Source organism: Fusibacter sp. QWL-12, assembly GCF_058683495.1.
Window position 1 is genome coordinate 264,249 of sequence record NZ_CM178745.1, and the last position, 21,746, is coordinate 285,994.

33 protein-coding genes are annotated in these 21,746 nt (G+C 37.7%); all 33 read right to left on the minus strand.

Annotated elements, in window-relative coordinates:
• Positions 1-2: 2 nt before the first annotated feature.
• Positions 3-536 carry a hypothetical protein gene (locus tag AC4PID_RS01560; RefSeq protein ID WP_492133830.1) on the minus strand — a complete coding sequence of 178 codons (534 nt, stop codon included), beginning with the start codon at positions 534-536 and terminating at the stop codon, positions 3-5.
• Entirely contained in the window at positions 536-1,762 is a 1,227-nt protein-coding gene (locus AC4PID_RS01565; RefSeq protein ID WP_492133831.1) for a hypothetical protein, read from the minus strand. Before AC4PID_RS01565 ends, AC4PID_RS01560 begins: the two co-directional genes overlap by 1 nt.
• Complete coding sequence (locus AC4PID_RS01570) at positions 1,762-3,672, minus strand: phage tail tape measure protein (protein ID WP_492133832.1); 1,911 nt, start codon at positions 3,670-3,672, stop codon at positions 1,762-1,764. Before AC4PID_RS01570 ends, AC4PID_RS01565 begins: the two co-directional genes overlap by 1 nt.
• A 4-nt stretch (positions 3,673-3,676) precedes the next feature.
• Positions 3,677-3,976 (minus strand): hypothetical protein, encoded by a 300-nt coding sequence (locus tag AC4PID_RS01575; protein ID WP_492133833.1) that lies wholly within the window; start codon positions 3,974-3,976, stop codon positions 3,677-3,679.
• A gap of 23 nt (positions 3,977-3,999) precedes the next feature.
• The gene (locus AC4PID_RS01580) at positions 4,000-4,320 is read right to left on the minus strand and encodes a tail assembly chaperone (RefSeq protein WP_492133834.1); all 321 of its coding nucleotides are present in this window, start codon (positions 4,318-4,320) and stop codon (positions 4,000-4,002) included.
• Between the two features lie 49 nt (positions 4,321-4,369).
• The gene (locus AC4PID_RS01585) at positions 4,370-4,771 is read right to left on the minus strand and encodes a phage tail tube protein (protein WP_492133835.1); all 402 of its coding nucleotides are present in this window, start codon (positions 4,769-4,771) and stop codon (positions 4,370-4,372) included.
• 11 nt (positions 4,772-4,782) lie between these two features.
• The gene (locus AC4PID_RS01590) at positions 4,783-5,154 is read right to left on the minus strand and encodes a hypothetical protein (RefSeq protein WP_492133836.1); all 372 of its coding nucleotides are present in this window, start codon (positions 5,152-5,154) and stop codon (positions 4,783-4,785) included.
• Complete coding sequence (locus AC4PID_RS01595; RefSeq protein WP_492133837.1) at positions 5,151-5,558, minus strand: HK97-gp10 family putative phage morphogenesis protein; 408 nt, start codon at positions 5,556-5,558, stop codon at positions 5,151-5,153. The genes AC4PID_RS01590 and AC4PID_RS01595 overlap by 4 nt, the downstream gene beginning before the upstream one ends.
• A complete protein-coding gene (locus tag AC4PID_RS01600) occupies positions 5,558-5,893 on the minus strand; it encodes a phage head closure protein (protein ID WP_492133838.1) in 336 nt (111 codons plus the stop codon). Before AC4PID_RS01600 ends, AC4PID_RS01595 begins: the two co-directional genes overlap by 1 nt.
• Positions 5,890-6,189 (minus strand): head-tail connector protein, encoded by a 300-nt coding sequence (locus tag AC4PID_RS01605; RefSeq protein WP_492133839.1) that lies wholly within the window; start codon positions 6,187-6,189, stop codon positions 5,890-5,892. Before AC4PID_RS01605 ends, AC4PID_RS01600 begins: the two co-directional genes overlap by 4 nt.
• Before the next feature lie 15 nt (positions 6,190-6,204).
• Positions 6,205-6,564: a hypothetical protein gene (locus AC4PID_RS01610; RefSeq protein ID WP_492133840.1), complete on the minus strand. Its 360-nt coding sequence runs from the start codon at positions 6,562-6,564 to the stop codon at positions 6,205-6,207.
• A 61-nt stretch (positions 6,565-6,625) separates the two neighbouring features.
• Positions 6,626-7,924, minus strand: coding sequence for a phage major capsid protein (locus AC4PID_RS01615; protein WP_492133841.1), 1,299 nt, complete (start codon positions 7,922-7,924; stop codon positions 6,626-6,628).
• Positions 7,921-8,589: an HK97 family phage prohead protease gene (locus AC4PID_RS01620; protein ID WP_492133842.1), complete on the minus strand. Its 669-nt coding sequence runs from the start codon at positions 8,587-8,589 to the stop codon at positions 7,921-7,923. Before AC4PID_RS01620 ends, AC4PID_RS01615 begins: the two co-directional genes overlap by 4 nt.
• Positions 8,589-9,845: a phage portal protein gene (locus tag AC4PID_RS01625; RefSeq protein WP_492133843.1), complete on the minus strand. Its 1,257-nt coding sequence runs from the start codon at positions 9,843-9,845 to the stop codon at positions 8,589-8,591. Before AC4PID_RS01625 ends, AC4PID_RS01620 begins: the two co-directional genes overlap by 1 nt.
• Before the next feature lie 4 nt (positions 9,846-9,849).
• The gene (locus AC4PID_RS01630) at positions 9,850-11,550 is read right to left on the minus strand and encodes a terminase large subunit (protein WP_492133844.1); all 1,701 of its coding nucleotides are present in this window, start codon (positions 11,548-11,550) and stop codon (positions 9,850-9,852) included.
• A complete protein-coding gene (locus AC4PID_RS01635) occupies positions 11,547-11,876 on the minus strand; it encodes a hypothetical protein (protein WP_492133845.1) in 330 nt (109 codons plus the stop codon). The genes AC4PID_RS01630 and AC4PID_RS01635 overlap by 4 nt, the downstream gene beginning before the upstream one ends.
• A gap of 104 nt (positions 11,877-11,980) precedes the next feature.
• Complete coding sequence (locus AC4PID_RS01640) at positions 11,981-12,607, minus strand: HNH endonuclease signature motif containing protein (protein ID WP_492133846.1); 627 nt, start codon at positions 12,605-12,607, stop codon at positions 11,981-11,983.
• A gap of 74 nt (positions 12,608-12,681) precedes the next feature.
• Positions 12,682-13,158 (minus strand): helix-turn-helix domain-containing protein, encoded by a 477-nt coding sequence (locus tag AC4PID_RS01645; RefSeq protein WP_492133847.1) that lies wholly within the window; start codon positions 13,156-13,158, stop codon positions 12,682-12,684.
• A gap of 77 nt (positions 13,159-13,235) precedes the next feature.
• Positions 13,236-13,646 (minus strand): hypothetical protein, encoded by a 411-nt coding sequence (locus AC4PID_RS01650; protein ID WP_492133848.1) that lies wholly within the window; start codon positions 13,644-13,646, stop codon positions 13,236-13,238.
• A 26-nt stretch (positions 13,647-13,672) separates the two neighbouring features.
• Positions 13,673-13,849 (minus strand): hypothetical protein, encoded by a 177-nt coding sequence (locus tag AC4PID_RS01655; RefSeq protein ID WP_492133849.1) that lies wholly within the window; start codon positions 13,847-13,849, stop codon positions 13,673-13,675.
• A gap of 11 nt (positions 13,850-13,860) precedes the next feature.
• Positions 13,861-14,295, minus strand: a complete 435-nt coding sequence (locus AC4PID_RS01660; RefSeq protein WP_492133850.1) for a single-stranded DNA-binding protein — start codon at positions 14,293-14,295, stop codon at positions 13,861-13,863.
• A gap of 10 nt (positions 14,296-14,305) precedes the next feature.
• Positions 14,306-14,683: a hypothetical protein gene (locus AC4PID_RS01665; RefSeq protein WP_492133851.1), complete on the minus strand. Its 378-nt coding sequence runs from the start codon at positions 14,681-14,683 to the stop codon at positions 14,306-14,308.
• Positions 14,684-14,691: 8 nt separating this feature from the next.
• Positions 14,692-15,237: a hypothetical protein gene (locus AC4PID_RS01670; protein ID WP_492133852.1), complete on the minus strand. Its 546-nt coding sequence runs from the start codon at positions 15,235-15,237 to the stop codon at positions 14,692-14,694.
• 41 nt (positions 15,238-15,278) lie between these two features.
• Positions 15,279-15,401 carry a hypothetical protein gene (locus AC4PID_RS01675; RefSeq protein WP_492133853.1) on the minus strand — a complete coding sequence of 41 codons (123 nt, stop codon included), beginning with the start codon at positions 15,399-15,401 and terminating at the stop codon, positions 15,279-15,281.
• The gene (locus tag AC4PID_RS01680; RefSeq protein WP_492133854.1) at positions 15,398-15,631 is read right to left on the minus strand and encodes a hypothetical protein; all 234 of its coding nucleotides are present in this window, start codon (positions 15,629-15,631) and stop codon (positions 15,398-15,400) included. The genes AC4PID_RS01675 and AC4PID_RS01680 overlap by 4 nt, the downstream gene beginning before the upstream one ends.
• 161 nt (positions 15,632-15,792) lie before the next feature.
• Positions 15,793-16,785, minus strand: coding sequence for a hypothetical protein (locus AC4PID_RS01685; RefSeq protein ID WP_492133855.1), 993 nt, complete (start codon positions 16,783-16,785; stop codon positions 15,793-15,795).
• Between the two features lie 13 nt (positions 16,786-16,798).
• Positions 16,799-17,293 carry a hypothetical protein gene (locus tag AC4PID_RS01690; RefSeq protein ID WP_492133856.1) on the minus strand — a complete coding sequence of 165 codons (495 nt, stop codon included), beginning with the start codon at positions 17,291-17,293 and terminating at the stop codon, positions 16,799-16,801.
• On the minus strand, positions 17,277-17,747 hold the full coding sequence (locus AC4PID_RS01695) for a hypothetical protein (protein ID WP_492133857.1): 471 nt from the start codon (positions 17,745-17,747) through the stop codon (positions 17,277-17,279). The genes AC4PID_RS01690 and AC4PID_RS01695 overlap by 17 nt, the downstream gene beginning before the upstream one ends.
• A gap of 52 nt (positions 17,748-17,799) precedes the next feature.
• Complete coding sequence (locus AC4PID_RS01700) at positions 17,800-18,045, minus strand: hypothetical protein (protein ID WP_492133858.1); 246 nt, start codon at positions 18,043-18,045, stop codon at positions 17,800-17,802.
• Positions 18,045-18,320 (minus strand): DUF3850 domain-containing protein, encoded by a 276-nt coding sequence (locus AC4PID_RS01705; RefSeq protein WP_492133859.1) that lies wholly within the window; start codon positions 18,318-18,320, stop codon positions 18,045-18,047. Before AC4PID_RS01705 ends, AC4PID_RS01700 begins: the two co-directional genes overlap by 1 nt.
• A 10-nt stretch (positions 18,321-18,330) precedes the next feature.
• Positions 18,331-19,209 (minus strand): DUF3102 domain-containing protein, encoded by an 879-nt coding sequence (locus AC4PID_RS01710; protein WP_492133860.1) that lies wholly within the window; start codon positions 19,207-19,209, stop codon positions 18,331-18,333.
• Positions 19,187-21,220, minus strand: a complete 2,034-nt coding sequence (locus AC4PID_RS01715) for a PcfJ domain-containing protein (protein ID WP_492133861.1) — start codon at positions 21,218-21,220, stop codon at positions 19,187-19,189. The genes AC4PID_RS01710 and AC4PID_RS01715 overlap by 23 nt, the downstream gene beginning before the upstream one ends.
• A 9-nt stretch (positions 21,221-21,229) precedes the next feature.
• Positions 21,230-21,739 carry a hypothetical protein gene (locus tag AC4PID_RS01720; protein ID WP_492133862.1) on the minus strand — a complete coding sequence of 170 codons (510 nt, stop codon included), beginning with the start codon at positions 21,737-21,739 and terminating at the stop codon, positions 21,230-21,232.
• Positions 21,740-21,746: the final 7 nt, after the last annotated feature.

Below are 21,746 nucleotides of genomic sequence, written 5' to 3' on the forward strand. Positions count from 1 at the left end.
TTTTATACCTCCGTTATTGTTATTTCGGCTGATACGGTGAGCGTCTTTGCCGAAGTTTTTTCTATGCTGATTGATTCACTTGCCACGACTTTTCCAGTTCCAACAGACTCAGTAGCTTCATAAAGAACAGCTGCACTAGTGAGTGTTTCTCCATTACCTGACTGTTCATCAAAGTAAGAACTGAAAACTATAACGACTTGATTATCACTACTCTCAACAGCTGTAGCATTGTTGATTTGTTTTCTATCAACCTCATCAGGAACTCCTATGCTGCCAGGCAAAGGAACAACTCCAGATCCGACTGCACCATAATTTATCTTGGTTGCTAGATCATTAGCTGCACTTGCTGCGCCTGCAGACATCTTTTGTCCTGCTTTGACTTTGGTCGTGGTAGAACATCTAAGAGCTGGACTCGTCTCCAATGAAGCGTACAGCTTCACAATAAAAGGCACTGCATCTGTACTAGAAAGTTCTGAGTTTTCAAGTGCCACCACTCTTTTGTTTAGGTTATTGATTTGGTTTGTAAGTGTCGCCATTAAATCAGCTCCTCTAACTCTACAGAGACAATCTCTTTTCTTGCTCTAGTTGCTGATATGTCTCTTGTAATTCTCGTAAATACAAAGTTACCTGTGATGCTCCACTCGTTTTTTACGATGCTAACAGAACGTTTCTGACCAAGTGTAGCACTCAGAATTTCAGGATGGTCCGACGTGAATCTGATTTTTCTGCTGACTATACTAGATTCATTAACCTGAGCTCTGCCATAACGTCTAGTTTCGGCTTGGTTGGTGACATCTTTATTTTTTACTGCACGTTCCATTAAACCATAGTTATCACGATCTGCGACATTCTCAAAATAATCGATAAATTGTCTTATCGGTTTAAAGTTTGCGCGAATCTTGCCTATCATGAAAGAAGGATCGCTGAAATAGAACACCCTTTGCTTTGAGTTATAATAAACCTCAAAGTCACCATCAGAACCTTCTGATCCGACTGTTAATTGATACTCAGGTAGTCCTTCTGGTTTGATATAAATCGCTAGACTCGCTGGCTCATATGGTAATGGCCCGAAGTACTTTTGTGATCCATCTCCGGTGTAGTATACGTCAATCGCGGTGGGTGCTGCTTCTTTGTTTCCGACTATCCACACTCTGTTGTAGTGGTCTATTCCTTCATAATCGACGCCTAAGCTATCCATTTCAAGCATTGATTGATTGATTGCCACTCCAGTTCCATCTGTCTTGTAGAAGAAGTGAAATCGGTCTGATCTATCGATGTAATAACGCCACCCTGGCATGAGGTCCATGATGTACTCAATCGCATCGGCCAAGCTCACATAAGTGAATTTAATCTCCTTCAGTACTTCGGTTGACTCCTGGATCATGCTTGGACTAACTTCAGGGAAATACTTAGTTATCATGTGATTCAAAATGTAGCTTGCGGTTCTGTTGTAGTAAACCTCAGCAACAATACGCTTTTGCGCATAGTATCCTTTATTCTGGCATGTAAATGTCGTCGTTTTCTGGCTGTTTGAATTTCTATCTGCCTGGTCTACTACGACGCCACCTAGTGCTGTAGCGCCATCTTTCTTGATCGTAAGTCGGTCGAACAAGTGAGCTTCATAGATAGCTCTAGAATTAACCTTAAAATCAAGTATCGGCGTGTCCAGCACTTCGGTCGTCTGAAAGGATTGCGTCTTACTTGTGATATCAAACGTCTGTGCTGCGCTGACGTCGTAAATCTCAACTTGATAACTTGGCATTAATACACACCCCCGAATGCGAGCGACTTGGTACCGAGTCCATCGTCAACAAATTCTTGAACCACTCTACCATCTAGGATAACTTGGATGATATTACCCTTGCTACCTGTTCCAAGCATACTGTCGAGCTTGCTTAGTGGAATTACTGCCTCAGGTCCTGCTTCTCCAGCAATAGCCAGTGTAGGTGCTGTAAGAATACCACCATCAGCGAGTTTAGGTATGCCAGCTTTCAAACCATTTTGAAGTGCTCCTGTACCTTCAACATTTGACATGCTACCTTGAACACCAATTAATTCCTTTACTGCATTTATAGCTTTACTAACTCCGTTAATGATTTTTTCAACAATTCCAATTATTGTATTAAAAGCAGATGTAACAATGTCCGCAATTCCAAGAAAAATACCTGCAAAAACTTGCGTGAACCCTTCGCCAAATAATTCGACATCACCTGTCAAAACACCAAGTGCCATTTTTAATATTCCAGAAATAATATCAAGTGCTGATTTTATAACTGTAGTTACTGTTTCCCATAAAAACTTAAATATGTCTATGACTATTCCACCAAAATTTTCTATTATAAACTGCATTGTTTTAAATGCTGGTTCAAGATAGTAAATAAGTAAGAATAGACCCTTTTCAAAAATTTCTGCGAATATTTCAAATGTTGTTCCAAAAATTTCTACTAATTGAACTAAAATATCACTTATAAACGAGTACATCTCTCCAAAAACTAGCATAATAAAATCCCAGATACCCTGAATTATTGGAGTGACTGTTTCAACAATTGTCTGCCAAATAGTAATTATCGCGTTCTTGAACTCTTCGTTGGTATCCCATAGATGTTTGAATATCAAAATCAAACCAGCAATGATAGCAATCACTGCAACAACTACACCACCTATACTACCAAATACCGCAGTTAAAACGCTCCCAAGTGTGCCTGTTCCCGCTCCGAGCGCTGTGAAAGCTTTGCTTACAGCTATACCCCAACCCGCAACAGCGGATATTCCCGCTGCAACTTTTCCTAGTACCAAAATGATTGGTCCTAGTGCAGCGAGTAGTCCTATTGCAGTTAATATAAACGACTGAGTTGATGGATCTAGATTGAGAAACTCATTAACCAAATCATTAAGTTGTTGCGTGGCTTCTGGAAGTTTAGCAGTGATTGATTCTATAATGCTTTGTAAAGCTGGTGCAAGTGTAGCAGTTATAATATTTCCTACTTGTCCAAATAGAAATTTAAGAGTACTCCATGCATCATTTAAATCTGCTAATGCCATGACTTGCTCTTCACTCATTATTAAGTTAAGTTCTTCGGCTTTATCCATATATTTTTGAATCTCTTCAGATCCCGCTTTGATTAATGGATTCAAGTCTTGAGCGCTTCGTCCCATAAGTTCCATGGCCAATGCATCTCTTAGTACTGGATCTTCAATTTTGCCAAGTGCATCTAGAACATCCCAGAAGATATCATTCGCAGTTCTCAGATTACCTTCAGCATCATATATACTTACACCTAATTGCTGGAACGATTGAATTGCATCTTTATTTCCACCATGTGCTTCTGCTATTGAACGAGTGAGCTTGGTTTGCGCGTCGGTAATTGTCTCTAAATCTGTGCCAAGAATTTCTCCTGCATAAGCAAATGCTTGAAGGTCCTCAACACCAATATTGGTGATTGCTGACAAGTCAGCGAGGTCGTCAGCTGCCTTGGCTGACTTTAACCCCATTAAAGTGAACGCGGTACCGACAGCAATAATTGGCATGGTGATTTTCTTTGTCATGCTCTCACCGATTCTGTTGAGGTCTTTACCAAGATTTTTAAACATCTTCTGTGCTTGTTTTAAGTTTTTCTGTAGGTCTGAAAGGTCAGCACCTACCCTGACGAGCAGGTTTCTAACAATACCCATCCGTTCACCTCGCTTTGCTTAGATTTTTAGTCATTTCAACTGCTACCGCATACATTTCCTCTGCTGTCTGTACCTTGCGTTTGCCTTTAGATGTGTTTCCATCTATCTTTCTGAGTACACCTTTAAGGCCAGGCATTTTCTTTGATCGCTGCCATGCTGCATTCATATAAGCAACAGTAACTGCCTCTTTGAATCTCTCAGAATGTGTTTCAACGAAAGCTTCTACACTTACAGTGAGTTCAAGTGGTGTCATATCCCAGAAATCTGACGGTTTAATTTCTGCTCTAGCTGCAGACTTCATCATTCCAGACCAGTCCCACTCGTCATCTACTTTTTTCTCGTTTTATTTGGTGTAGTGATTCTTGGTTTTCCTAAGCTTTCTGTGATAGCTTTAGTAAGCATCTCGGACGCCTCTTTGATATCAGAGTAATCATCAATTAAATCCATGACCTTTTCTTCTGTAAGCTCTTTATCTTCATGAGCGAGCCCCGCCCATATAAGTGTTGCGAGCTGATCCATAGTTAAATTATTTAAATCTATCTTAGCGAGTGGCACTCCCACCTTATGTTCAACAAGAGAGAAAGCTTTCATGCCATATCTCAAATTTCTCATTTTATCTAGTTGATACGGTATATATGGTTTTGACATAGAAACCTCCAATTAATTAAAAAATTAAGGGGCACTTGGCCCCTTTGTATTAAACTGTTGCTGCAAGTGTTGGTTCTCCAGTAATTTTCAAAACAGCTTCAAATCCAATTGGATCATCGTTTGTAGCATCAAGAATTGAAAAGCTAGTGATGAAAGCATTAAACGACCATGTCATTCCAATTGCAGATGGATAAACAATACTATAAGCATCTGTTGTCTTTGCAGCTTGCGCTGCTTGAAGTGCGTCTTGGCCCGCCTCGTCACCTGTATAGTGGCCTGTTACTGTGACTTCACCACCATCACTTAATCCTGGGATGTATGTTCTGAAATCGTCATCAAGTGAAGTTGTCTCAATGGCATCTGTTGTAATCGCGACAGGGCTTATGCTAGTCACTTCACCAACTGCAGTTGTACCTTTCTTAAATGTGGTTTTATTACCAGTAGTTTTCATTTGACTACCTCCTAGTTATAAATTATTAAAATGTCGAGTATCCCTATAAATTCCTTCATATCAGAATCAAAGAACTCGTTTTCGTTCTCAATGAGAAGGTTTGAAACTTCCGGAGTATTTGGAGCAAATACACCAGTTTGAAACTCGATACCGTTTCTGATCTTCGCTCTTAGTTCAACCATTTTTGTGTAACTTTTCTCTGCCATCGTAAGTTGAAAACCGACCTTGTACATACCTTGCTCATCTAGCGTAGGTACTCGGTCGGTTCCTGATCTCTGATAAACGATATATGGTGTTTTGCAATCTTCAGGAGCTTGTAGTGGATAAGATTTTGCGCCATCTGATACGCTTTCAATCTTTGCTTTCAATGCTTTTTCTATCATTTGACCTTATCCACCCCTTTCGCGATTTCCTCAAGAATAATCTTAGTGACTTCATTACGATTTTCATCTAACGCAGGTCTTAGATATGGCTTTGCTCTAGTTTTCTTTGTTCCGTATTCAGGGAACACGCCATACCAAGCTTCTCCACCAATTCCAACTCTATATACCTTCTTAGACTTAATTTTGCTTTTCTCAGCCTTGATCTTGATGTTTTTCTTAAGAAACCCTCTAGGTTTTCCATGAGAACCGTCCTCAGAAACAGGAGCTTTCTCTTTGGCTTTCTTTTGGATAAATCTTGCGCCTAGTCTCGCTGCCACATTAACTTGTTTCTGAGTAAGGGTGTTAATCTTTTCTAAAGTCTTGATGATGTCATCAAGGCTTCTTTGATCGACTTTTAAACCCATCAGCTCACCTCTTTACACATGAGTTCGAGTTCTCTATGCAATTGATCCACGTCTATTGGCGGACCAACAATCTCGACAACCTGACCTCTCGAACGAATACGCATGTTGGCTTTGATTCCTGGAACGTACCACATCTTTACTTTGACAGTTATCTCAGAGTTGATCTGCTGCGCTGTGAATAACTCCCTACCTTTTAGTGGAGAGAACGACGCCCACACACCTTCTTTGAATATGGTCCAGTCCCCAGTTTCGTCAATTTCTCCATAATCGTTTCGCGCTTCAGGCGGTTTTAATATGTCGACCTTATGTCTTAGTTCACCGGGTTTTATGCTCATGATGTCACCTCTTCCGGCAGAACTTTAGCCTGTAGCTGCGCGATAAATCCAACCACCGCATAGTTGTCCTTGCCCATTTCCTGAGGGTTGTAAAACCACTGTGATAGCAAAATTGAAGCCGCCAATTTAGCGACTTTGTCAATTTCGGTATATGTTGTGGTTGTTGTTCCCCAGTCAAACCCTGTTGCGGTTTTGATGTAATCATCAATACCTGGCAGAATGATGGCAAGTTGAGGATATGTTGTCTCAGGATCCAGAAAGAGCATGTCTTTTGCTTCTGCCTCAGTGAGTATCATAATCTCACCCCCTGGTTATTCTTTCTCTGCGTTCACACTAAAAGGCACTAGAATGATAGTGACTTTGTCTGAGTATTTTTGATTGATTGCGTCGACGCGATCCTCTAACAATTTGTATGACGCTGCCCCGAGTGGTTTGTTAACTTTAAAAAACACCACACTCGGAACTTCTAAGTCGAGTTTAGTGGTGTCTTGAATCTTAATTTCAGGGATACCAGCATTCCCATTATCATGATCTAGGTCATTTTCATCTAGTTGCTTTTGGTCATCCTGTTGCTTTTGGTCATCCTGTTGCTTTTGGTCATCTAGTTGCTTTTGGTCGTCTAGTTGCTTTTGGTCATCTAGTTGCTTCTCTGCAATTGTTTTCTTACCCATGGTTTCTCCACCTTTCTAAATAAAAATAGGGACGGGCACTTGGCCTGCCCCTCTTAGTTCATTAAGCGACTGCGTTTTTCTTGAGTCTCGCAAATCCTTTGTAAGCTGCAGGCGAACCACCAACAAATACAGAACCTCTGTATGCGATCTGGCCACTCTTGAATTTATAATCTCTCGATTCTAAAATCTCAACGCCAGAGAATGTTGTGAGTTCGTACAACATTGGGTTACCGTAAACACCAAAGAATGCATCTTCTGCAGTTGCTGCAAATGAAGTGAGAATGCTTGAAAGTGTGTATGGTACAGTCAAGCTGCCATCAACATAGCCGATAGTTCCACTATTGCCATTCATAGTGATCTTATAAACTGGCTTGCTGTCACTTCCTCTAACCTCAGCAAATGCTTGAAGCGTTTTCTTGTTCACGTAAAGAGTAGCAGCGCCTTCAACATCCTCATCGCCACCGTAACCGAATACGATTTTTGTGAGCGTATCTGCATCGATCGCGTCAATGTCAATGTCATTAGTAAGTGGATCTATCGCTGTAAGAATACCAGCGAGTTTATTTGCACCACCTGCTCCGACAAAGATTTGTTTAGCAATTTTCTTTCTAAGCATATTCATTACTGCTGCTGATACATAAGATGCATAGTCAACTGCTGGAAGTTTTTTAACTTCTTCTGTGATCTCAGAGTAAACTGTGATTTTAGCTTTTACGATGTCAACATATCCGAATGCAGGATCTGATTCATTGTAATCAGCACCTTCAGCCGAGTAGTCGCCTTCACCAATAGGCTTTTCATAACCTTTAGTGTAGGTATCGCCACCTGGTAAGCTGATTGCATTAACCTGGTTGATGATACCTGAGATTTCGTTAAAAGTCGGATTGAGTGTATTTGAGAAGTTCTTAGGAACGATCAAAGTTCCACCAGCGATAGTTGTTGTTCTTTTCTCAAGTGCAACTAGCTCTTCGTTTGTGAATGTTACCGCTTTACCAGCGACAAGGTCAGTTGCTCTAGCTTCGATTTGTTTAAAGATGTCTTGATTACCTCTCATGTCAACGCCTGCGCCGAATGTTGCAGCAATCACTTGAGCTTGTCCTGGCACGCCAGCTGCTGCTCTAGATTCTGTTTGTGATTCTGCTGCTGATGCCTGTGGATCGCCATTTGACGCTGCAGCTCTTTCTTCCTCTTCGATCGTTTGAATAATCGATCTAAGTTCTTTGATTTCTTCGCCAAGAGTTGCAATTTCTGTGCCAATGCTTCTCACCTCAGCGAGGTCATTAGATGCATCTGATTTCTTTACAAGCTCTGCTTGTCTTGCCTCTTTTGCTTTGAGTTGTTTTAAAAACCAATTTTTCATATAGTTACGCTCCTTCTAATTCTATTTTTTTCTTTTAAAAGTTCTAATTCTGCATTGGAGCTATCCAGCTCTTTAGCTCTCTCCAGAGCTTGCCTTGCGCTATCCAGCGCCGCTTGGTCTCTAGCGGATATGTCAGTATCGGTGTAAGCTGGCATATTAACCGCACTCACTTCGAATACTTTAGCAATTTTTAAGATACGCCTTGTCGGCATATCAGTGTCGAGGTTCTCCCATTTGTCCTCTTTGATCCTGAACATGAAGCTCATGCCATCAATGTCGCCACGTGCTATGGCACTGTGTAGGCTCTTAGCTTCTGCATTGTTCTCAGTGTCAAAGTCGGCATCAACTGCGAGACCGATGTCGTCTACACCTAGCTTCATCGTACTATTGCCATTATTCCTTCTCGATCTGGCTAGAGGTATCTTTCTTGTATCGTGGTTAACAAAGAATAAAACGTCGGTAAGGTCGGCACTCTCAAATGCACCGCGCTCAATGATCTCATTGAACCAACCACCTATGTTTGTCATTCTCCCGAATACTGCAGCGTGACCAGTAACGCCTTTCTTGTCGCCTTCTGCTCTTGCTTCAGCTTTGAAATCTTCAACTGCATATGCTCTGGTGACGATCATCGTCTCCATTGCTTTATCAATATTTGACTTTGACATTAGTTTGCACCCCCTTGCGCGTCTATTCTTGGCGCTTTGGCTTTTTGCATCTGGTAGTCGTTAACTAGATGAACATCAACATAGTTAAGTGACTGAGTTCTTCTCGCACCATCTTCGCCACCAATCGGTGGATATCCGATAAGTGCGAGCTTTTGATCATCAGTCAGAAGGCCTTGTTCTCCAGCAGTTTTTAGCAAGTTTAGCTTCGCGTTTGTGGATAGATACATCATGTTCTTTTGGTAGAATACTATCTCATTACCAACGTCTATCTCCCTATCTGAGAACAAGACCTTACTGAATGCTTGACCTAAACTTATAATCAGTGGTTCTAGCGTTTTCTCGTAGAACGCTTGGTACTGATCGTCTGTAAAATCTCCAGATAAAATGGCAAGGCTCACGCCATACCATCTAAGCACTTTAGAATCCAAGAACTCCATTGTGTCCTTATCAATCATCTTTGGATCTACTGTGATCGGAGTAAACTCGCCTTTAAGGTCAACAGGTAAAATAGCTGAGTCTCCTGATGAAAGTAGTTTTTCAATTCTGGCACGTTCTGCTCTTTGCTTGTCGTCATCAAGTAAAGTGCTAATTTTCACAATGCCTCTTACAGATAGGCTCGTTTTGATTGCTTTACCTATGCCTTGCATGATGACATCATTTGTCTCAAGAATATTAAGCAATGGCGCATTATCTGGTTGACCATTATATCCACCACCCATGATGTCATTTGCTGAGAACTTCTTTCGAAGGTGTATGACTGAATCATAAGGCAATCTGAAATCAAGTCCTTGCTTAAAGTAAAAGTGAACGTACAACTTACCACTAGGATCCTGCTCGAAAACTACTTGACTAGGATTTAGCGGATAAAGACCTGTGTACCTCTTTCGGTAGACATCTCCGTCCTGGTAAACCTCGTACATCGGATATATAAACGCGTTGTAATTTAAAAAAAGCAACCATACAACTTTTTCTAAGAAATCCCTTGTAGTCATAAATGGGTTCGGTGATATTCTAAGAAGTCTGTTTATGCTGCTCTTTGGTCTATTCTGTTCACCTTTGTTATTTGTCTGAATATGTTGCGGTTGTAGTTTTGATATCTCAGTGGCGATGACATCGATACAATTCTGAACCACATCCGACGCATATATATTGTCACCAAACTGTGAAAATATCGGCGTACTATTCATCATCTTTGCTAGTGCCATTCGCTCTCTGCTACCCGCAGTAAAGCCTTTGAAAATGTCAAACAAGGCCATTTCATCACCTCACTGAATTAAGATATTCGTTTCTGTGTCGCATGTAAGTTGCGTAAGCAATGATCTTTGCTGCACTACCATCGATGCGTCTGTTCTTTAAGTCGTTGATTTTCATTGGCATTATGCGTCCTAATGAATCGATTTTCATTGCTGTGTTACTTAGACACCATCTGTCTATTGGATTATTGTTATAAACCACCAATCCTGCTTTTAAATCTGATTCGAGTAGCTTCATCGGATTGGATAATTCATCTGGTTTTTGTGGGATTCTCTCCATATCGAACCCTATCTCTTCCATTTCTTTGACCCAGTACTTAGCTAGTGCATTATCATAACCAATGCGATACATACTGATTCCCAGTGACTTATAAAGCCATATAAACCACTCTGTGATTTTAGCAAAGTCGTTTTCATTACCAGGTGTTACTTCAATGAGTCCCAGACGCGCCCACTCTAGGTAGTTCTTTTTATCTTCCTCAGTGCCAAGTTCAATCTTTGCTTCAGGAATGAAATACTTTGTTAAGAAGTACTTGTTATTATCGTTTGATCTCATAATTAGTGCCTTTGCACAGCAGAGGTCTGTTGTCTCAGCTAGGTCAACGCCACCTATTCCCATTGCTCCTTTGAAAAATTCTTCAGGCTTCACAACGGTGTTAGTGAACTCGCTTTCCATCAACCATGCTGAAGCATTGTTTTGTTTAATATTAAAGTCCTTTGCAAGTACAAAGGCTCTTGTTACCTTATTAGTTTTGGCCTCTTCCATCAAACCTCTAAGGTATGACCATTTTTTGATCACGCCTAATCCCGGGTTTGATTTTGGCCACGAACTTTCATCCTCGTATATCTCATTCTCGCTGTCTTGTGTGAACAGCCAGATTAACCAACGAGGTCGTTCAATTTCACGCTTCAGTACTTGCCTAGCTTCTATTAGCCTAGTGTCTAAGTAACCATCCGTTATGAAACCTTCTGTAGATATCTCGAAATATAGGGGCTCATCCTGTGTCGAGAGTGCTTGACGTAAAGGCATGATGAGTTCGTTGTCTTTAAGCTCATGAACTTCATCTACGATAACTACGCCAACGTTTCGACCTTCTTTAGCGCCTGTTTTTGCAGAGATCTTTCTGATGTTGCCTTTATTTCTATAACTAAACTTACCTTTCTTCTTTGGCTTTTTAGGATTTCCAAAGAATATGCCTTTGATATTCTTTCTAGACACTTTTTCAAGAGCTGGACTTTCTTCTCTCATTGAGTTGATGGCTTGGAAAACTATGTCAGCTTGTTCATAGTCATTAGATGCAGCAAGTATCTTTATCCCTTCTGGACCACAGAAAAACTCAGCCAATCCAAGTGCCGCTGCAAATGGCGACTTTCCATTCTTGCGACCGATCATTAGTAGCATTTCCTGATATTTTCGCACCAATCTATCAATCTCAAAATCATAAATAAAAAAAGCGTGTATAGATTCTACAATCGCTTTTTGAAATAACGTCAATATAAATGGTTTTCCTGCAAATGGTGCTTCGTATAATTTACACTTGCTCTCGATAAAATTGATTCGCTTATGAGCAGGTTCTAAGTTTACAGTTATGCTAGGATCTGAAAAATGTTCTTTTAGTATCGTTAAATTTTGTTTTATCTCAAGGCCAACAATCTCTTCGCCTCTTTCAACACGTTCAATATATTCCCAAAGGTAAGATCCTGTCATTCATAATCACTCAATTCATCATCATCCTCTTCTGGTGATTGCTTCATTAAAATTGAATTTAGAGTCTTAATCACAATTGTGTAAGAATTTAAATTCTTTAGATATTGAGCTGCAGCTGGTGTTTGTTTCTGTTGAGCTGGATTATCTGGATTAAATCTAACGCTTCCAACTTTTTCAATTAACTCTTTTAACACAAAATTTTCACCAACAAGAAAGGCAGCTTCGTCTATCAATGATTCGACTAGCTTTTTCTGTTTATCATCAATATCTTTGAATATTTCAATCAACTTCATTTTTTCTTTTTCAACAACAAGACTTTTTTTCATTTCTGAAAATTTCTCCAATCATTTTTCAAAAAATTGACTGTGTAAAAAAGAACTGAGGGGGGGCTCGGTTAGGAAAACTCACTCTTTTTTTACACACCGGGGGGCTATGGTTGATACTTTTCAAACCACCTGTTGATGTATATCTCCCATTCTCGCTTTTGTTTCATTCGTTCATCGCGTAACATCTCAAGTCTCATAAGGCATTCATCTTTTGATGTGTCCATGAGTACAGGTGTTGCGCCTGTGTCTTTAATGGTCATCTCTCTTCTATACTTGTCAGCATAACCACCAACGATCCAAGCGCTATGCCAGGTTCCGTGTCTTGTCTTAATATGATCAAGCAGTAGTTTGTTGACATCCATTACATTTGGTAAAAGCTTATCCGGTTTAATATATCTTGTTTGAAAACTAATCGCTTCAAACAGACTATCCATATCAACTACTAAATCACCTTGAGTCATATGCTTTTTTACATAGGTTTTCTTTCCAGATAATGGTGGTCCATATACTAAGTAGACTCCTCTTTCTTTTGCAACCTTAACACCACCATTAAATCTGTCGTGATCGTTATTATGACAATCAAAGCACACTAGTTCTACTAAATCAGGATTAAGGCTTATCATGTGATCTCTGACATTATTGTCATTAAGCTCTATGGTATGATGGCCAATGATCTCCTCGGTGTTTGTTATTACCTTCCCACATCTTTCGCAAACATTGCCTCTTTCCATGATTAATTTAAGCCTTAGCTGTCTCCATGGAGTAGATGCATAAAAACTTTGTAATAGCCTTGAACGTGCCATAATTACCAGTCTTTCTTCTTGTCTTTTTCTTTTTCATACTCAAACTTCAATTGATCAAGGGTTTCTTTATTTGAGTTCTTTTTCCATTTATCAGGCATTCTATTATTCACCCAAATAGCCATTGCTAATGTGTCAGGTTTTATATATGTTTTAACATCTACAACCCTTATTGACTCTCTCTCGCAACGCCTACCTTGTTCATCATAATATACTTCTTTGCACTTAATAGCCTTCGTTTCGTTAACATATCTGCCTAAACATTGTTCATATAAACTATTAACGACTTCATAATCAGCAACCTCTTTAGTTTCTTTTAATGCTGCCGATAATGCCGAGTATTTACTTTTGTACTCTCTGAACGTTGAATAGGCTACATTTACATTTGCTGCTATTTGCTTTTCAGATAGTCCGTCTCTAGCCCAACCCTTTATAAGTGCTAACTTGGGCTTGACGTGAGTTATATATTTTCCTTTGCTCACGGAAGCCTCCTTGCAAAATAAAAGCGACCGCACTCGCGATCGCTATCAAACTTTTACACTTACAGTCTAGCACAGATTCAACTCTCATTATCTCTCATCTTTTTAAGTATATCTCCATGCATTCTCCAAACGTGTTGGATGCTATAACCCATATCCACTGCTATTTGCTCCCACGACGTTCCAGAAATATATCTAGAGTGCATCAAAAAACGTTCTTTTTCTTCAAGCTTAGACAGATAAGTTTCAATTTTTATAAGTGTAGTACATCTATTTCTAATCAATTCACCTATTTTTTCTTTTGCTTCATCAATTTTAACTACGATTGAAAGTATTTTATCATCTTTCGGCTCAGTAGATTTTGGTTCATGACTAAGCTTTGGTGATTGATACAAGAACTCAGCTTGGTCATTTAATTCGTTTAATACTTTTCTCATTTTCTCAATATTTTTACCAAGCCAAATGTATTCCATCAACTCTTTTTTACTCACAAATCCTCCATCCTCAAAATTAACCTTTAGTTTAATTCCTCATTTGAATTTTGCATTGCATCAAATAACATTTCTTTATATCTGAGCTTCTGATATTCTTCTTGAGATATGCTAACAGTATCTTTAGAACATTTTTCCAAGCAATCTTCACAAAATCCTGTTGCATCCAAATCGTTTTTATTGCACCTTAAACATTTACTCATAATAAATCCCTCTAAAAAGGTACATCATCGTCATCTTCAATGTTTTGAAAGTCAGAGAACGATGGTTGTCCTTCAAAACTAAAATCGCCATTATCAGATTTAGCATTTGACCATTCAAGAAACTCAACTCTATTTGCCAGCACTTCAGTCACATATCTTGTTTCACCTGAACTTGTTTTATAGTTGCTCGTTTGAATTGAACCTTGAACGGCAAATAGTTTGCCTTTTTCTAAGTACTGTGATGCATTCTCTGCTTGTTTACCCCAAATGACAATTCTTATGAAGTCAGCTGTTGGTTTGCCTTGAGACTCATGCTCTTGTTTCTTTTCTCTTGATAAGCCTTTATCTATGGCCATTGTTATGTTTGCTACTGCCATTCCAGAGCCAGGTACAAACCTAAGCTTTGGATCACGTGCAGCCCGACCGATTAATACTACACTATTCATCTTTCCTCTTTCACTCGATATAATCAAGATTTCTTCTGATATCATCAGGTATATTTTCTTTCCAAATGAAGCTATTTTGTAAAATGTAGTTGTTATAACTTGATGCGGTTTTATTTGCGCGCATTTTAGCTTGTTCTGCCCACTCTTGCTTTTCTTTATTTTCCGAGTCTTTATACTGCTCATAAGTCAGAATGTCACTTTCATATGAAGCAATCATTGCCCTTGCAGTGTCCTCAACTTTTTTTATTGTTTCATACTTTGTACTATCATCCGTTTTTTTTAAATTAAAAATATAGGAGTTCATTGCTGCTCTTGTATCAGGAATTAGCATTACGAAAATCAATAGTAAAAATATTATTACTCCAACTGTTATTAAAAATTTATTCATGATTCCTCCTAATTCTGAAACTTAATAACTGGTTCATCTATCTCAAACGGGATATCTGTATAAAGATATTTTCCTGTCCACTCAATATATTTACCATCAGGAGTAAAAAAGAATATTCCTTCTGCATTTTTACCATATGATCCATCAACATCCGCAAGCCATCTTATGGTTAAGTCAGAACTGTAAGCTTCACTATCTGGTGTTAAAAAACTATTAAGTGATGACACTTTTCCATTTACAACGAACTTTCCAACAATAGCCCCACTATCTGAAAATAGAGCAATATATCCCAATGGCCTTTCAACAGCCGAAGGTAATGAAATAGCTTTTTCTCTCATTCCATTAACCCAGTATGCTCTTCTGATAAGATTGTCTCTTTCAAGTGAATAATTAATATCTGTTGGCGTTTGCTGATTACCTGTTAACACTTCCGTCACCTTTCGTTGATTTTGTTGATCTTGAGAAGATCCTGATAATGAGCAACCACTTAGTACCAATGCCATAATCATAATTAATAATGCTAGTTTCTGTCCTTTAAAAAATAATTTTCTCATGTTCTTTCTCCCTTTTCGTTTTTAATATTTTGGTTTAAGTTTTATACTAGATTCCAGAAAAATAATATTATTGCCCTAAATATTGCAACAGCAACGCCTACTGTTCCAATAATTATTATCCACGCTGCAACTAACCCTATTATTTTTGATATGTTTTTTCTCATATTGACTCACTTTCTTTCTTAACCTTTTTGCCATCATAAGATGTCAAATTGCACGTTGGGCATCTACTTGAAGTTGCTTCAATATTATTTCGCATTCCAAGCATTAAACCACTGAAAGGTGAAGGTCTTTCACTTACACTGAATTTGTCATCTTCCCATTCGCACTCACATAAATTACATTTAAACACCAGGACTGGTTTTACACCTTGATTAATAATATTTTTAGCCATCACTGCCCTCTCTTTCTAACCCTGTACTCTACTAGATAGCATCTGCATCCAACACATTGAAAAAATCCATCATGAGGCTTTCCTTTGCCACACCTGGTGCATTGACTTCTGTACTTTCTGTTTTCTCTGAGCGTTCTCATGTACCTTGCTTCTCTAGTCATCTACTTCACCCTGCAAACAAGCTCGTTATATTCAACAATCCATTCAATAGGTACTTCATAACTTGATTCAATATATCTGCAGATTGCAGATATAAGTCCACTGAGTCTGGCTCTGTCATGCAATTTTCTAGGTGCAATACCAAGAGGTGGTTTTCTTACAGGTATGTGATCACTTATTATTTCATCTAATAATTTTTCATCCTGTGATTTAGGTGTTATTCCTAGTGGCGGTCTTGCAATAGGAATAATGATATTTGCAGCATTATCACACAGCTTCATGCCTTGAACATCTACATAACCACCTTTAAAATCCACATCTTTATTTTCAGTTGCTAATTCTTTTTCTAACACGCTATTAACTGCATTCTTAGCTATAGGTTCCAAGTCATCAGGAGCAGGTTTTTGTTCTTTTATTATTTTTTTAACTTCTTGTCTTTTTTTCTTGATTTCATCTTTCGCTTGCTCAATAGATATTTCCTTAAACGCGTCACTTTCTTGAAGCTTTTGAAGCTGTTGTTGAACTGATTTGTTTATCTTAATAATTCTGAAATAGTTGAATCCTTTTGATACACGTTTAAGATATCCTGTTCGTTCTAATTCTAATATTTCATTGACGATTGCCGTATCCATTTTAAAAAGTGACCCGAATACGATTGTTTTACCGACATACTTTCCTAACTTAGAAAAATCCGATAGGTCATCTATAGAGTGAATATCTGATGAATTTCTAACTGCTCCCAAGTCATCAGCAAGTTGATTTATAGTCTTTTTCTCGCCTTTAATGGTTTGTTGGTCAGCTAGCTCGGTTTCATTTACACGTTTATCTCGTTTAAATCCTGGCTTTGGTCCTCTTTTGCCCATCGATACACCTCTTTCATTTAGTATTTTTTCAATCTCTTCAGGCGACGCTTTTCGTACTGTGCATACGGAAGCTTCAATTTGCTTTTGAGTATATTCAATTTCTCTCTTCCGGTTAAGTACTCCTTGACTCATTCGTGCCTCACTTTCATTTATCTGAATTAAGCACTTCATCGTAGATTATGGTATAAGGTCTAAATCCATTTAACTCAGATAGCAAACCGTTAGGTTTTACATTTGAGGATCCATTCATAATGATGTCCTCTAATACTTTTGCTTGTTTCATCACTCCATCCACTGCTTTTACCAACTCAATGTATCTGTGATTTTTACTAAACGTCTCTTCATAACCATGGTCTTTTGTTTTATTTTTAATCTTTCTGACGCAATCCATAATATTATTACCTGTAGCTGCCACTCCACCTGAATTTATGTCAGTTGCTATGCAGATAACTTCGCTTAACACACCATTACCAATCAATGTGTGTCTAATTCTATGGTCATATCTGAATCCTAGTTTAACTAGTTCTTTGTTAACTTGAACTTCTAGTAAAGTGCCTTTGACTAGATCAATCTTTACTCTTTGTTTAAATAGATTGCTAAATACTGCAATGCAATAAAACTGATCATCGTGTTTTCTCATTGTTTACCTTCACTTCTTTTAATGGGCATTTGTTCATGGCCATATAATCTACAATGATATTGTTGTGTTCTTCAATAAAATTGCTTTCGTTGTCATATAGAAAATCATGAGTACATCCACTTCCTAATCCAGCACTTGAATCACCATTGTCATACCATTTACAACCATCACATATAGTTCCTTCAATCATCTTTTCCTCGTTTTCCCAATCTAATTTTTGAGCACATATGTCACAATGAGGATCATTTCTAAATTGAGTTACAAATGCACCACATTTGCAATATCCAACTTTGCTTTCGTTTGATTCTCCATCTGAGTCATAATCAAAGGATAGTTCCATGTCTATAGGTTTAAATGGTGTCATTAATTCTTTGTATGCTGTACCATCTTTTTCTAGTTGTTCGAGTTCGACTTCTGCCTTTCTTACCAGTTCATCATCTTTGCAATGTAACATTAGTGCTAATATATTTATTATTTCCGATTTCATCACTCGCCCTCGCTTTCTGTTAATTGCAAAGTTCAAATTGACCATTTATGCATTTTGAGTTTTCAAATATTTCGTGTTCATCAAAATCACATATGCCGTCATTGCAATATTCACATGCGCCACATTCTGCCTTTGTTGGATCAAATTCGCCGCATTTGGGGTTTGAATACTCATTGAATTGCATATCGTCAATATCAATCTCGATTTTATTACAATAGCCGTTAATTTGACTTTTGCACCATAGATCACATTTTATATTTGCCATTACTTAACCTCGCTTTCATCCGCCTGTTTTATTTCAACTTTCACAAATGCCATGCAAACATATCCATCTTGAATTCCTAAACCTTTATGGATATATTTCACTTCTACTAACAGTTCAAATCCCGTGTACTTATCTGTATCATCATAGGTTTCTTTTAAGTGAAGTATATCTCCTACTTGAAAATTTCTGTCGTTATTCCTGACTTTAAAGTTCTTCCAACCATAGACGATTTCATTAAAGTACTTTCTCCATATCTTTAACTCATGTACTTTCATTGCTGTCCTTCTATTCTTGCTTTAACTTATCAAGCATTTTGTTAAAAGCTTCTTTGTAAGTACTGTATAGAGCTTCGTCTTTGGCCTTAATTGCCTCTAAAGTTTCAAGCATTGCATTGGTCGTCTGAACAATTACATCTAACTGAGCTTTAAACTTGGCAGCGTTATCACCCATTTCAACTTTTCTATGAAGCTTTGCTAACTCTTCTGCTGTTTCTTTAGGTATTACCTCTTTGGTGATTTCAACCGGCTCAATATCATTTGCCATTTTGAGATCATTTTGTAGTTTGATTATTTCTTTGTTTTTAGCCTCTAAAGTTTTCTCAAGCTGTTTCAGCTTCTCTGGGCTTGCATCAGCCTTCTTGAGATCATCAAACTTCTTCTGCAGCTCCTCTTGCTCTTGCAGCTTAGTGTTTAAGTTTAGATTTTCTTTTGAGATTTCTTCAAAGTGTTTTTGTAGTTCTGCTTTCTCTTCTTTTTCTTTTCTAAGTTCCTCAGCTATCTTTTCAATGTCCTTTGCAGTCATTAATGAAACATCGTTATTTTCTAAGAAGTTTTCTCTATCTTCTGAATCGATTTTAAGCATTGCTAAAGCTTGTGTGTAACCCAAATTGGCAATCAATTGCGAATTTGAATTTTCGAGGTAAATTGACCCATATTCTTCGTATAATTTCATCAAGTTTGAGGCTGTTCTTTGGCTATAATCTACAGACTCCTCTAACCATTTTCCCCAATTACCATGACCAACTATTTCTTTTGCTTCTTTGAGGCGCTTTCCTATCTCCAGTGCACCTTGTAATATGATCTTACCGGTTTGATCTTTAATAGTTAAAATCTCTTGTGCAATGATAAATGCGTTTCTGTCGCTAGTTTGCAATTCTGTACTCATCTATGTTCCTCCGTTCAATCTTTTTAGGTTTTTCATTTAAGCCTTTTAAATTCATTTTTTCGATGTGTTTTTTCCAATCTTTAAAAAACTTCTCAACTTCATCCGACTTTCTCAACCTATTTTTAGATTGATATTGCCTAACTTCAAATGATTCTGGGTTTATTTCAACAGTGAAGTATGGTGTATCAGGTGTTGACGTTTTTCTTAATGTTAAAATTAAAGTTTTGCCTTCAGACATACTTTCAATATAGTTTGATCGTGCAACACAATGACCTAATACCTGAGATTCTTTATTTATCACAGAAACACTTTTAGCAACTTTAATTTCTAAGCCATTTTTACTATAATTCAGCCACTCATATTTTTTGGAATATTTTGCAATTCCTCTTATAATTCGTTTATTTTTAACTAATTTAAGTTTTGCTATTACATTGTCATGAGCTTCATGAAGATTTCTTGGATAAAGAAGTATTTCATCACCCAGATTATACTTGAGTTTTTTTGCACCCTCTAAATAATCTTGCCAGGTATTAATTACATCACGCCGTCTATCCTCTTCTTCTTTACTTTTCTTCTCAATGTAGTTTATTGCTTTCTGAATACTCGAAAACTGAATGATGCTTAACATTCTACTAAGATTTCTATACTCACTGCTCATCCATACAATCTGATCATACGAAGGCTTGATTCTAAACCCACTTTCTAACTCTTTAATAATTTCAAGTTCTCTTATTCCTAGATCATGTTTCTTTGCCATGAAAAAAGCATACTCGCTTAGTCCCATCATTTTAGTCTGCTCAATCTTATAAGTTGCACTGTTAGTTTCATATCGATTATTAACCATGTCTTGAGCCAACTTCATAAACCCTCGCCTTACAATCATTTCAAGCAATTTAGCTTCTTTAAATTCTAGATAATCTATAGGATCTATCTTTCCTTTGAAAATTTCAATTGCACAATATTCCCACTTAGTATCAGCAATCACATCTTTTAAATTAAACGGGTACAATTTCATAAACAAATTTCTTGTCGCAAATGCTACGCTACCATTCCCATAAAAGTTATAGCTAGAGGTTTCTTTTTTCCATCGATACTCGCCCTTAAGAAACTCTCCGTACTCATAATGTGTACTTCTTTGTTTTGATTCTTCTAGTACCGATCTCGATAATTCGCTAAGTGATATTTCAGTCTCTTGTATGCTCGATTTTTTATCAGAATGCTTGTAATCTAACTTCACTTTAAATCGTCTGATCATAACTCCTGTATCAATGCGCTGTGCGAATGCAAAATGGTCATAATCGGTATAATACTTTGCTCGATTAAGCCCTTTAAACTGAACTTTCGTATTGCAGGATGGGCAAACACCATATTCATTGTGTTTAGCAGTCTTAACTTTTGATTCTGATTTACAATACGAGCATACTCCGCGTTTTAACTTTGTTTTCTTGTCTGTTTCATAAAAATACTTAGCATTGTCTTTTACAATTTCAGAACTAATCCAATCGTGTAGGTCTGACGGAAGATAAATAGCTTGAATATGAATCCGTTCAAGTTCTCTCCGCTCAATGTCATGTTTATAGTAAAGTGCTGACTTTCTCAACTCTAACTGATGATGATTGATCAAGTTAATTCCCACACTATGCTTTGTTTGATAATATTTGTTGATGATTTCATTATCTTCTTCTGTTTCACATTTAATATGGTTGTAATTTGAATAATCAAGGTCAAAATGCCATCGATTTGATTCAATGAACCTTAGCAAAGTTGAATTACTCCAATTGCGCTTTCCATCGTCTAAGTAATTTATTGCAGTAAAATCATTCTCAGTAATAAACTGCTGAAAGACGCAGATATGATCCACTTCTTTTTTCTTTTTTACTTTTGCATATACGCTAATAATTAATGTCTCTTCGTATATTGTCTCAACTGAAGCTTTAATATAGATAAATCGATCTTCTAACTTATTAACTAAAGGCTTAGGTGCGATACCTCTAAATTTGACTTTTTTCATATAGCACCTCTAAAGTGTGTCTAATATGTCATCGAGTGAGATTACAATTTTAGGCGCTTCTGATGGGCTGAGTAATTCTTCTACAGGTACAGATTTAATCGTGATTCCGCCCACACTCTTATTCGTTGCTTGAACTTCTTTTTTCATAACCGGCACAAGCAATCCGTCAGTATCAATTGTCATATTGAATGTGATCTTTGCATTTGGAAAATAGAATCCTGCAGCTCTCTGATAAACCTCTAAATCAGAAATTGAGTTACCAACACCCGCCATGATTTTATCGATGCATTGAGAAAACGTGTTCGGATTTGCTGATACCGCCTCTGCAAATTTTGAGTTTTTACAGAATAGTTTCAAAGTGTCATACACGGGTTTAGCAACTGCTCCTAGCTTTCCACTTCCCTTAAAATCTTTATATTCTTTCTCCAGCTTTAACTCGGCGTTAATGATCTCTTGCTGTTCTATTGGTTGTGGTAATCCATCTATTTCTATTTGACCTTCTAGTTGTATTTCAGTCATAATCTAC

Coding starts and splice junctions, on each gene's coding strand:
- AC4PID_RS01560 (WP_492133830.1), bottom strand. CDS start 536: ATGGCGACACTTACAAACCAAATCAATAACCTAAACAAAAGAGTGGTG.
- AC4PID_RS01565 (WP_492133831.1), bottom strand. CDS start 1,762: ATGCCAAGTTATCAAGTTGAGATTTACGACGTCAGCGCAGCACAGACG.
- AC4PID_RS01570 (WP_492133832.1), bottom strand. CDS start 3,672: ATGGGTATTGTTAGAAACCTGCTCGTCAGGGTAGGTGCTGACCTTTCA.
- AC4PID_RS01575 (WP_492133833.1), bottom strand. CDS start 3,976: ATGATGAAGTCTGCAGCTAGAGCAGAAATTAAACCGTCAGATTTCTGG.
- AC4PID_RS01580 (WP_492133834.1), bottom strand. CDS start 4,320: ATGTCAAAACCATATATACCGTATCAACTAGATAAAATGAGAAATTTG.
- AC4PID_RS01585 (WP_492133835.1), bottom strand. CDS start 4,771: ATGAAAACTACTGGTAATAAAACCACATTTAAGAAAGGTACAACTGCA.
- AC4PID_RS01590 (WP_492133836.1), bottom strand. CDS start 5,154: ATGATAGAAAAAGCATTGAAAGCAAAGATTGAAAGCGTATCAGATGGC.
- AC4PID_RS01595 (WP_492133837.1), bottom strand. CDS start 5,558: ATGGGTTTAAAAGTCGATCAAAGAAGCCTTGATGACATCATCAAGACT.
- AC4PID_RS01600 (WP_492133838.1), bottom strand. CDS start 5,893: ATGAGCATAAAACCCGGTGAACTAAGACATAAGGTCGACATATTAAAA.
- AC4PID_RS01605 (WP_492133839.1), bottom strand. CDS start 6,189: ATGATACTCACTGAGGCAGAAGCAAAAGACATGCTCTTTCTGGATCCT.
- AC4PID_RS01610 (WP_492133840.1), bottom strand. CDS start 6,564: ATGGGTAAGAAAACAATTGCAGAGAAGCAACTAGATGACCAAAAGCAA.
- AC4PID_RS01615 (WP_492133841.1), bottom strand. CDS start 7,924: ATGAAAAATTGGTTTTTAAAACAACTCAAAGCAAAAGAGGCAAGACAA.
- AC4PID_RS01620 (WP_492133842.1), bottom strand. CDS start 8,589: ATGTCAAAGTCAAATATTGATAAAGCAATGGAGACGATGATCGTCACC.
- AC4PID_RS01625 (WP_492133843.1), bottom strand. CDS start 9,845: ATGGCCTTGTTTGACATTTTCAAAGGCTTTACTGCGGGTAGCAGAGAG.
- AC4PID_RS01630 (WP_492133844.1), bottom strand. CDS start 11,550: ATGACAGGATCTTACCTTTGGGAATATATTGAACGTGTTGAAAGAGGC.
- AC4PID_RS01635 (WP_492133845.1), bottom strand. CDS start 11,876: ATGAAAAAAAGTCTTGTTGTTGAAAAAGAAAAAATGAAGTTGATTGAA.
- AC4PID_RS01640 (WP_492133846.1), bottom strand. CDS start 12,607: ATGGAAAGAGGCAATGTTTGCGAAAGATGTGGGAAGGTAATAACAAAC.
- AC4PID_RS01655 (WP_492133849.1), bottom strand. CDS start 13,849: ATGAGTAAATGTTTAAGGTGCAATAAAAACGATTTGGATGCAACAGGA.
- AC4PID_RS01660 (WP_492133850.1), bottom strand. CDS start 14,295: ATGAATAGTGTAGTATTAATCGGTCGGGCTGCACGTGATCCAAAGCTT.
- AC4PID_RS01665 (WP_492133851.1), bottom strand. CDS start 14,683: ATGAATAAATTTTTAATAACAGTTGGAGTAATAATATTTTTACTATTG.
- AC4PID_RS01670 (WP_492133852.1), bottom strand. CDS start 15,237: ATGAGAAAATTATTTTTTAAAGGACAGAAACTAGCATTATTAATTATG.
- AC4PID_RS01675 (WP_492133853.1), bottom strand. CDS start 15,401: ATGAGAAAAAACATATCAAAAATAATAGGGTTAGTTGCAGCGTGGATA.
- AC4PID_RS01680 (WP_492133854.1), bottom strand. CDS start 15,631: ATGGCTAAAAATATTATTAATCAAGGTGTAAAACCAGTCCTGGTGTTT.
- AC4PID_RS01685 (WP_492133855.1), bottom strand. CDS start 16,785: ATGAGTCAAGGAGTACTTAACCGGAAGAGAGAAATTGAATATACTCAA.
- AC4PID_RS01690 (WP_492133856.1), bottom strand. CDS start 17,293: ATGAGAAAACACGATGATCAGTTTTATTGCATTGCAGTATTTAGCAAT.
- AC4PID_RS01695 (WP_492133857.1), bottom strand. CDS start 17,747: ATGTTACATTGCAAAGATGATGAACTGGTAAGAAAGGCAGAAGTCGAA.
- AC4PID_RS01700 (WP_492133858.1), bottom strand. CDS start 18,045: ATGGCAAATATAAAATGTGATCTATGGTGCAAAAGTCAAATTAACGGC.
- AC4PID_RS01705 (WP_492133859.1), bottom strand. CDS start 18,320: ATGAAAGTACATGAGTTAAAGATATGGAGAAAGTACTTTAATGAAATC.
- AC4PID_RS01710 (WP_492133860.1), bottom strand. CDS start 19,209: ATGAGTACAGAATTGCAAACTAGCGACAGAAACGCATTTATCATTGCA.
- AC4PID_RS01715 (WP_492133861.1), bottom strand. CDS start 21,220: ATGAAAAAAGTCAAATTTAGAGGTATCGCACCTAAGCCTTTAGTTAAT.
- AC4PID_RS01720 (WP_492133862.1), bottom strand. CDS start 21,739: ATGACTGAAATACAACTAGAAGGTCAAATAGAAATAGATGGATTACCA.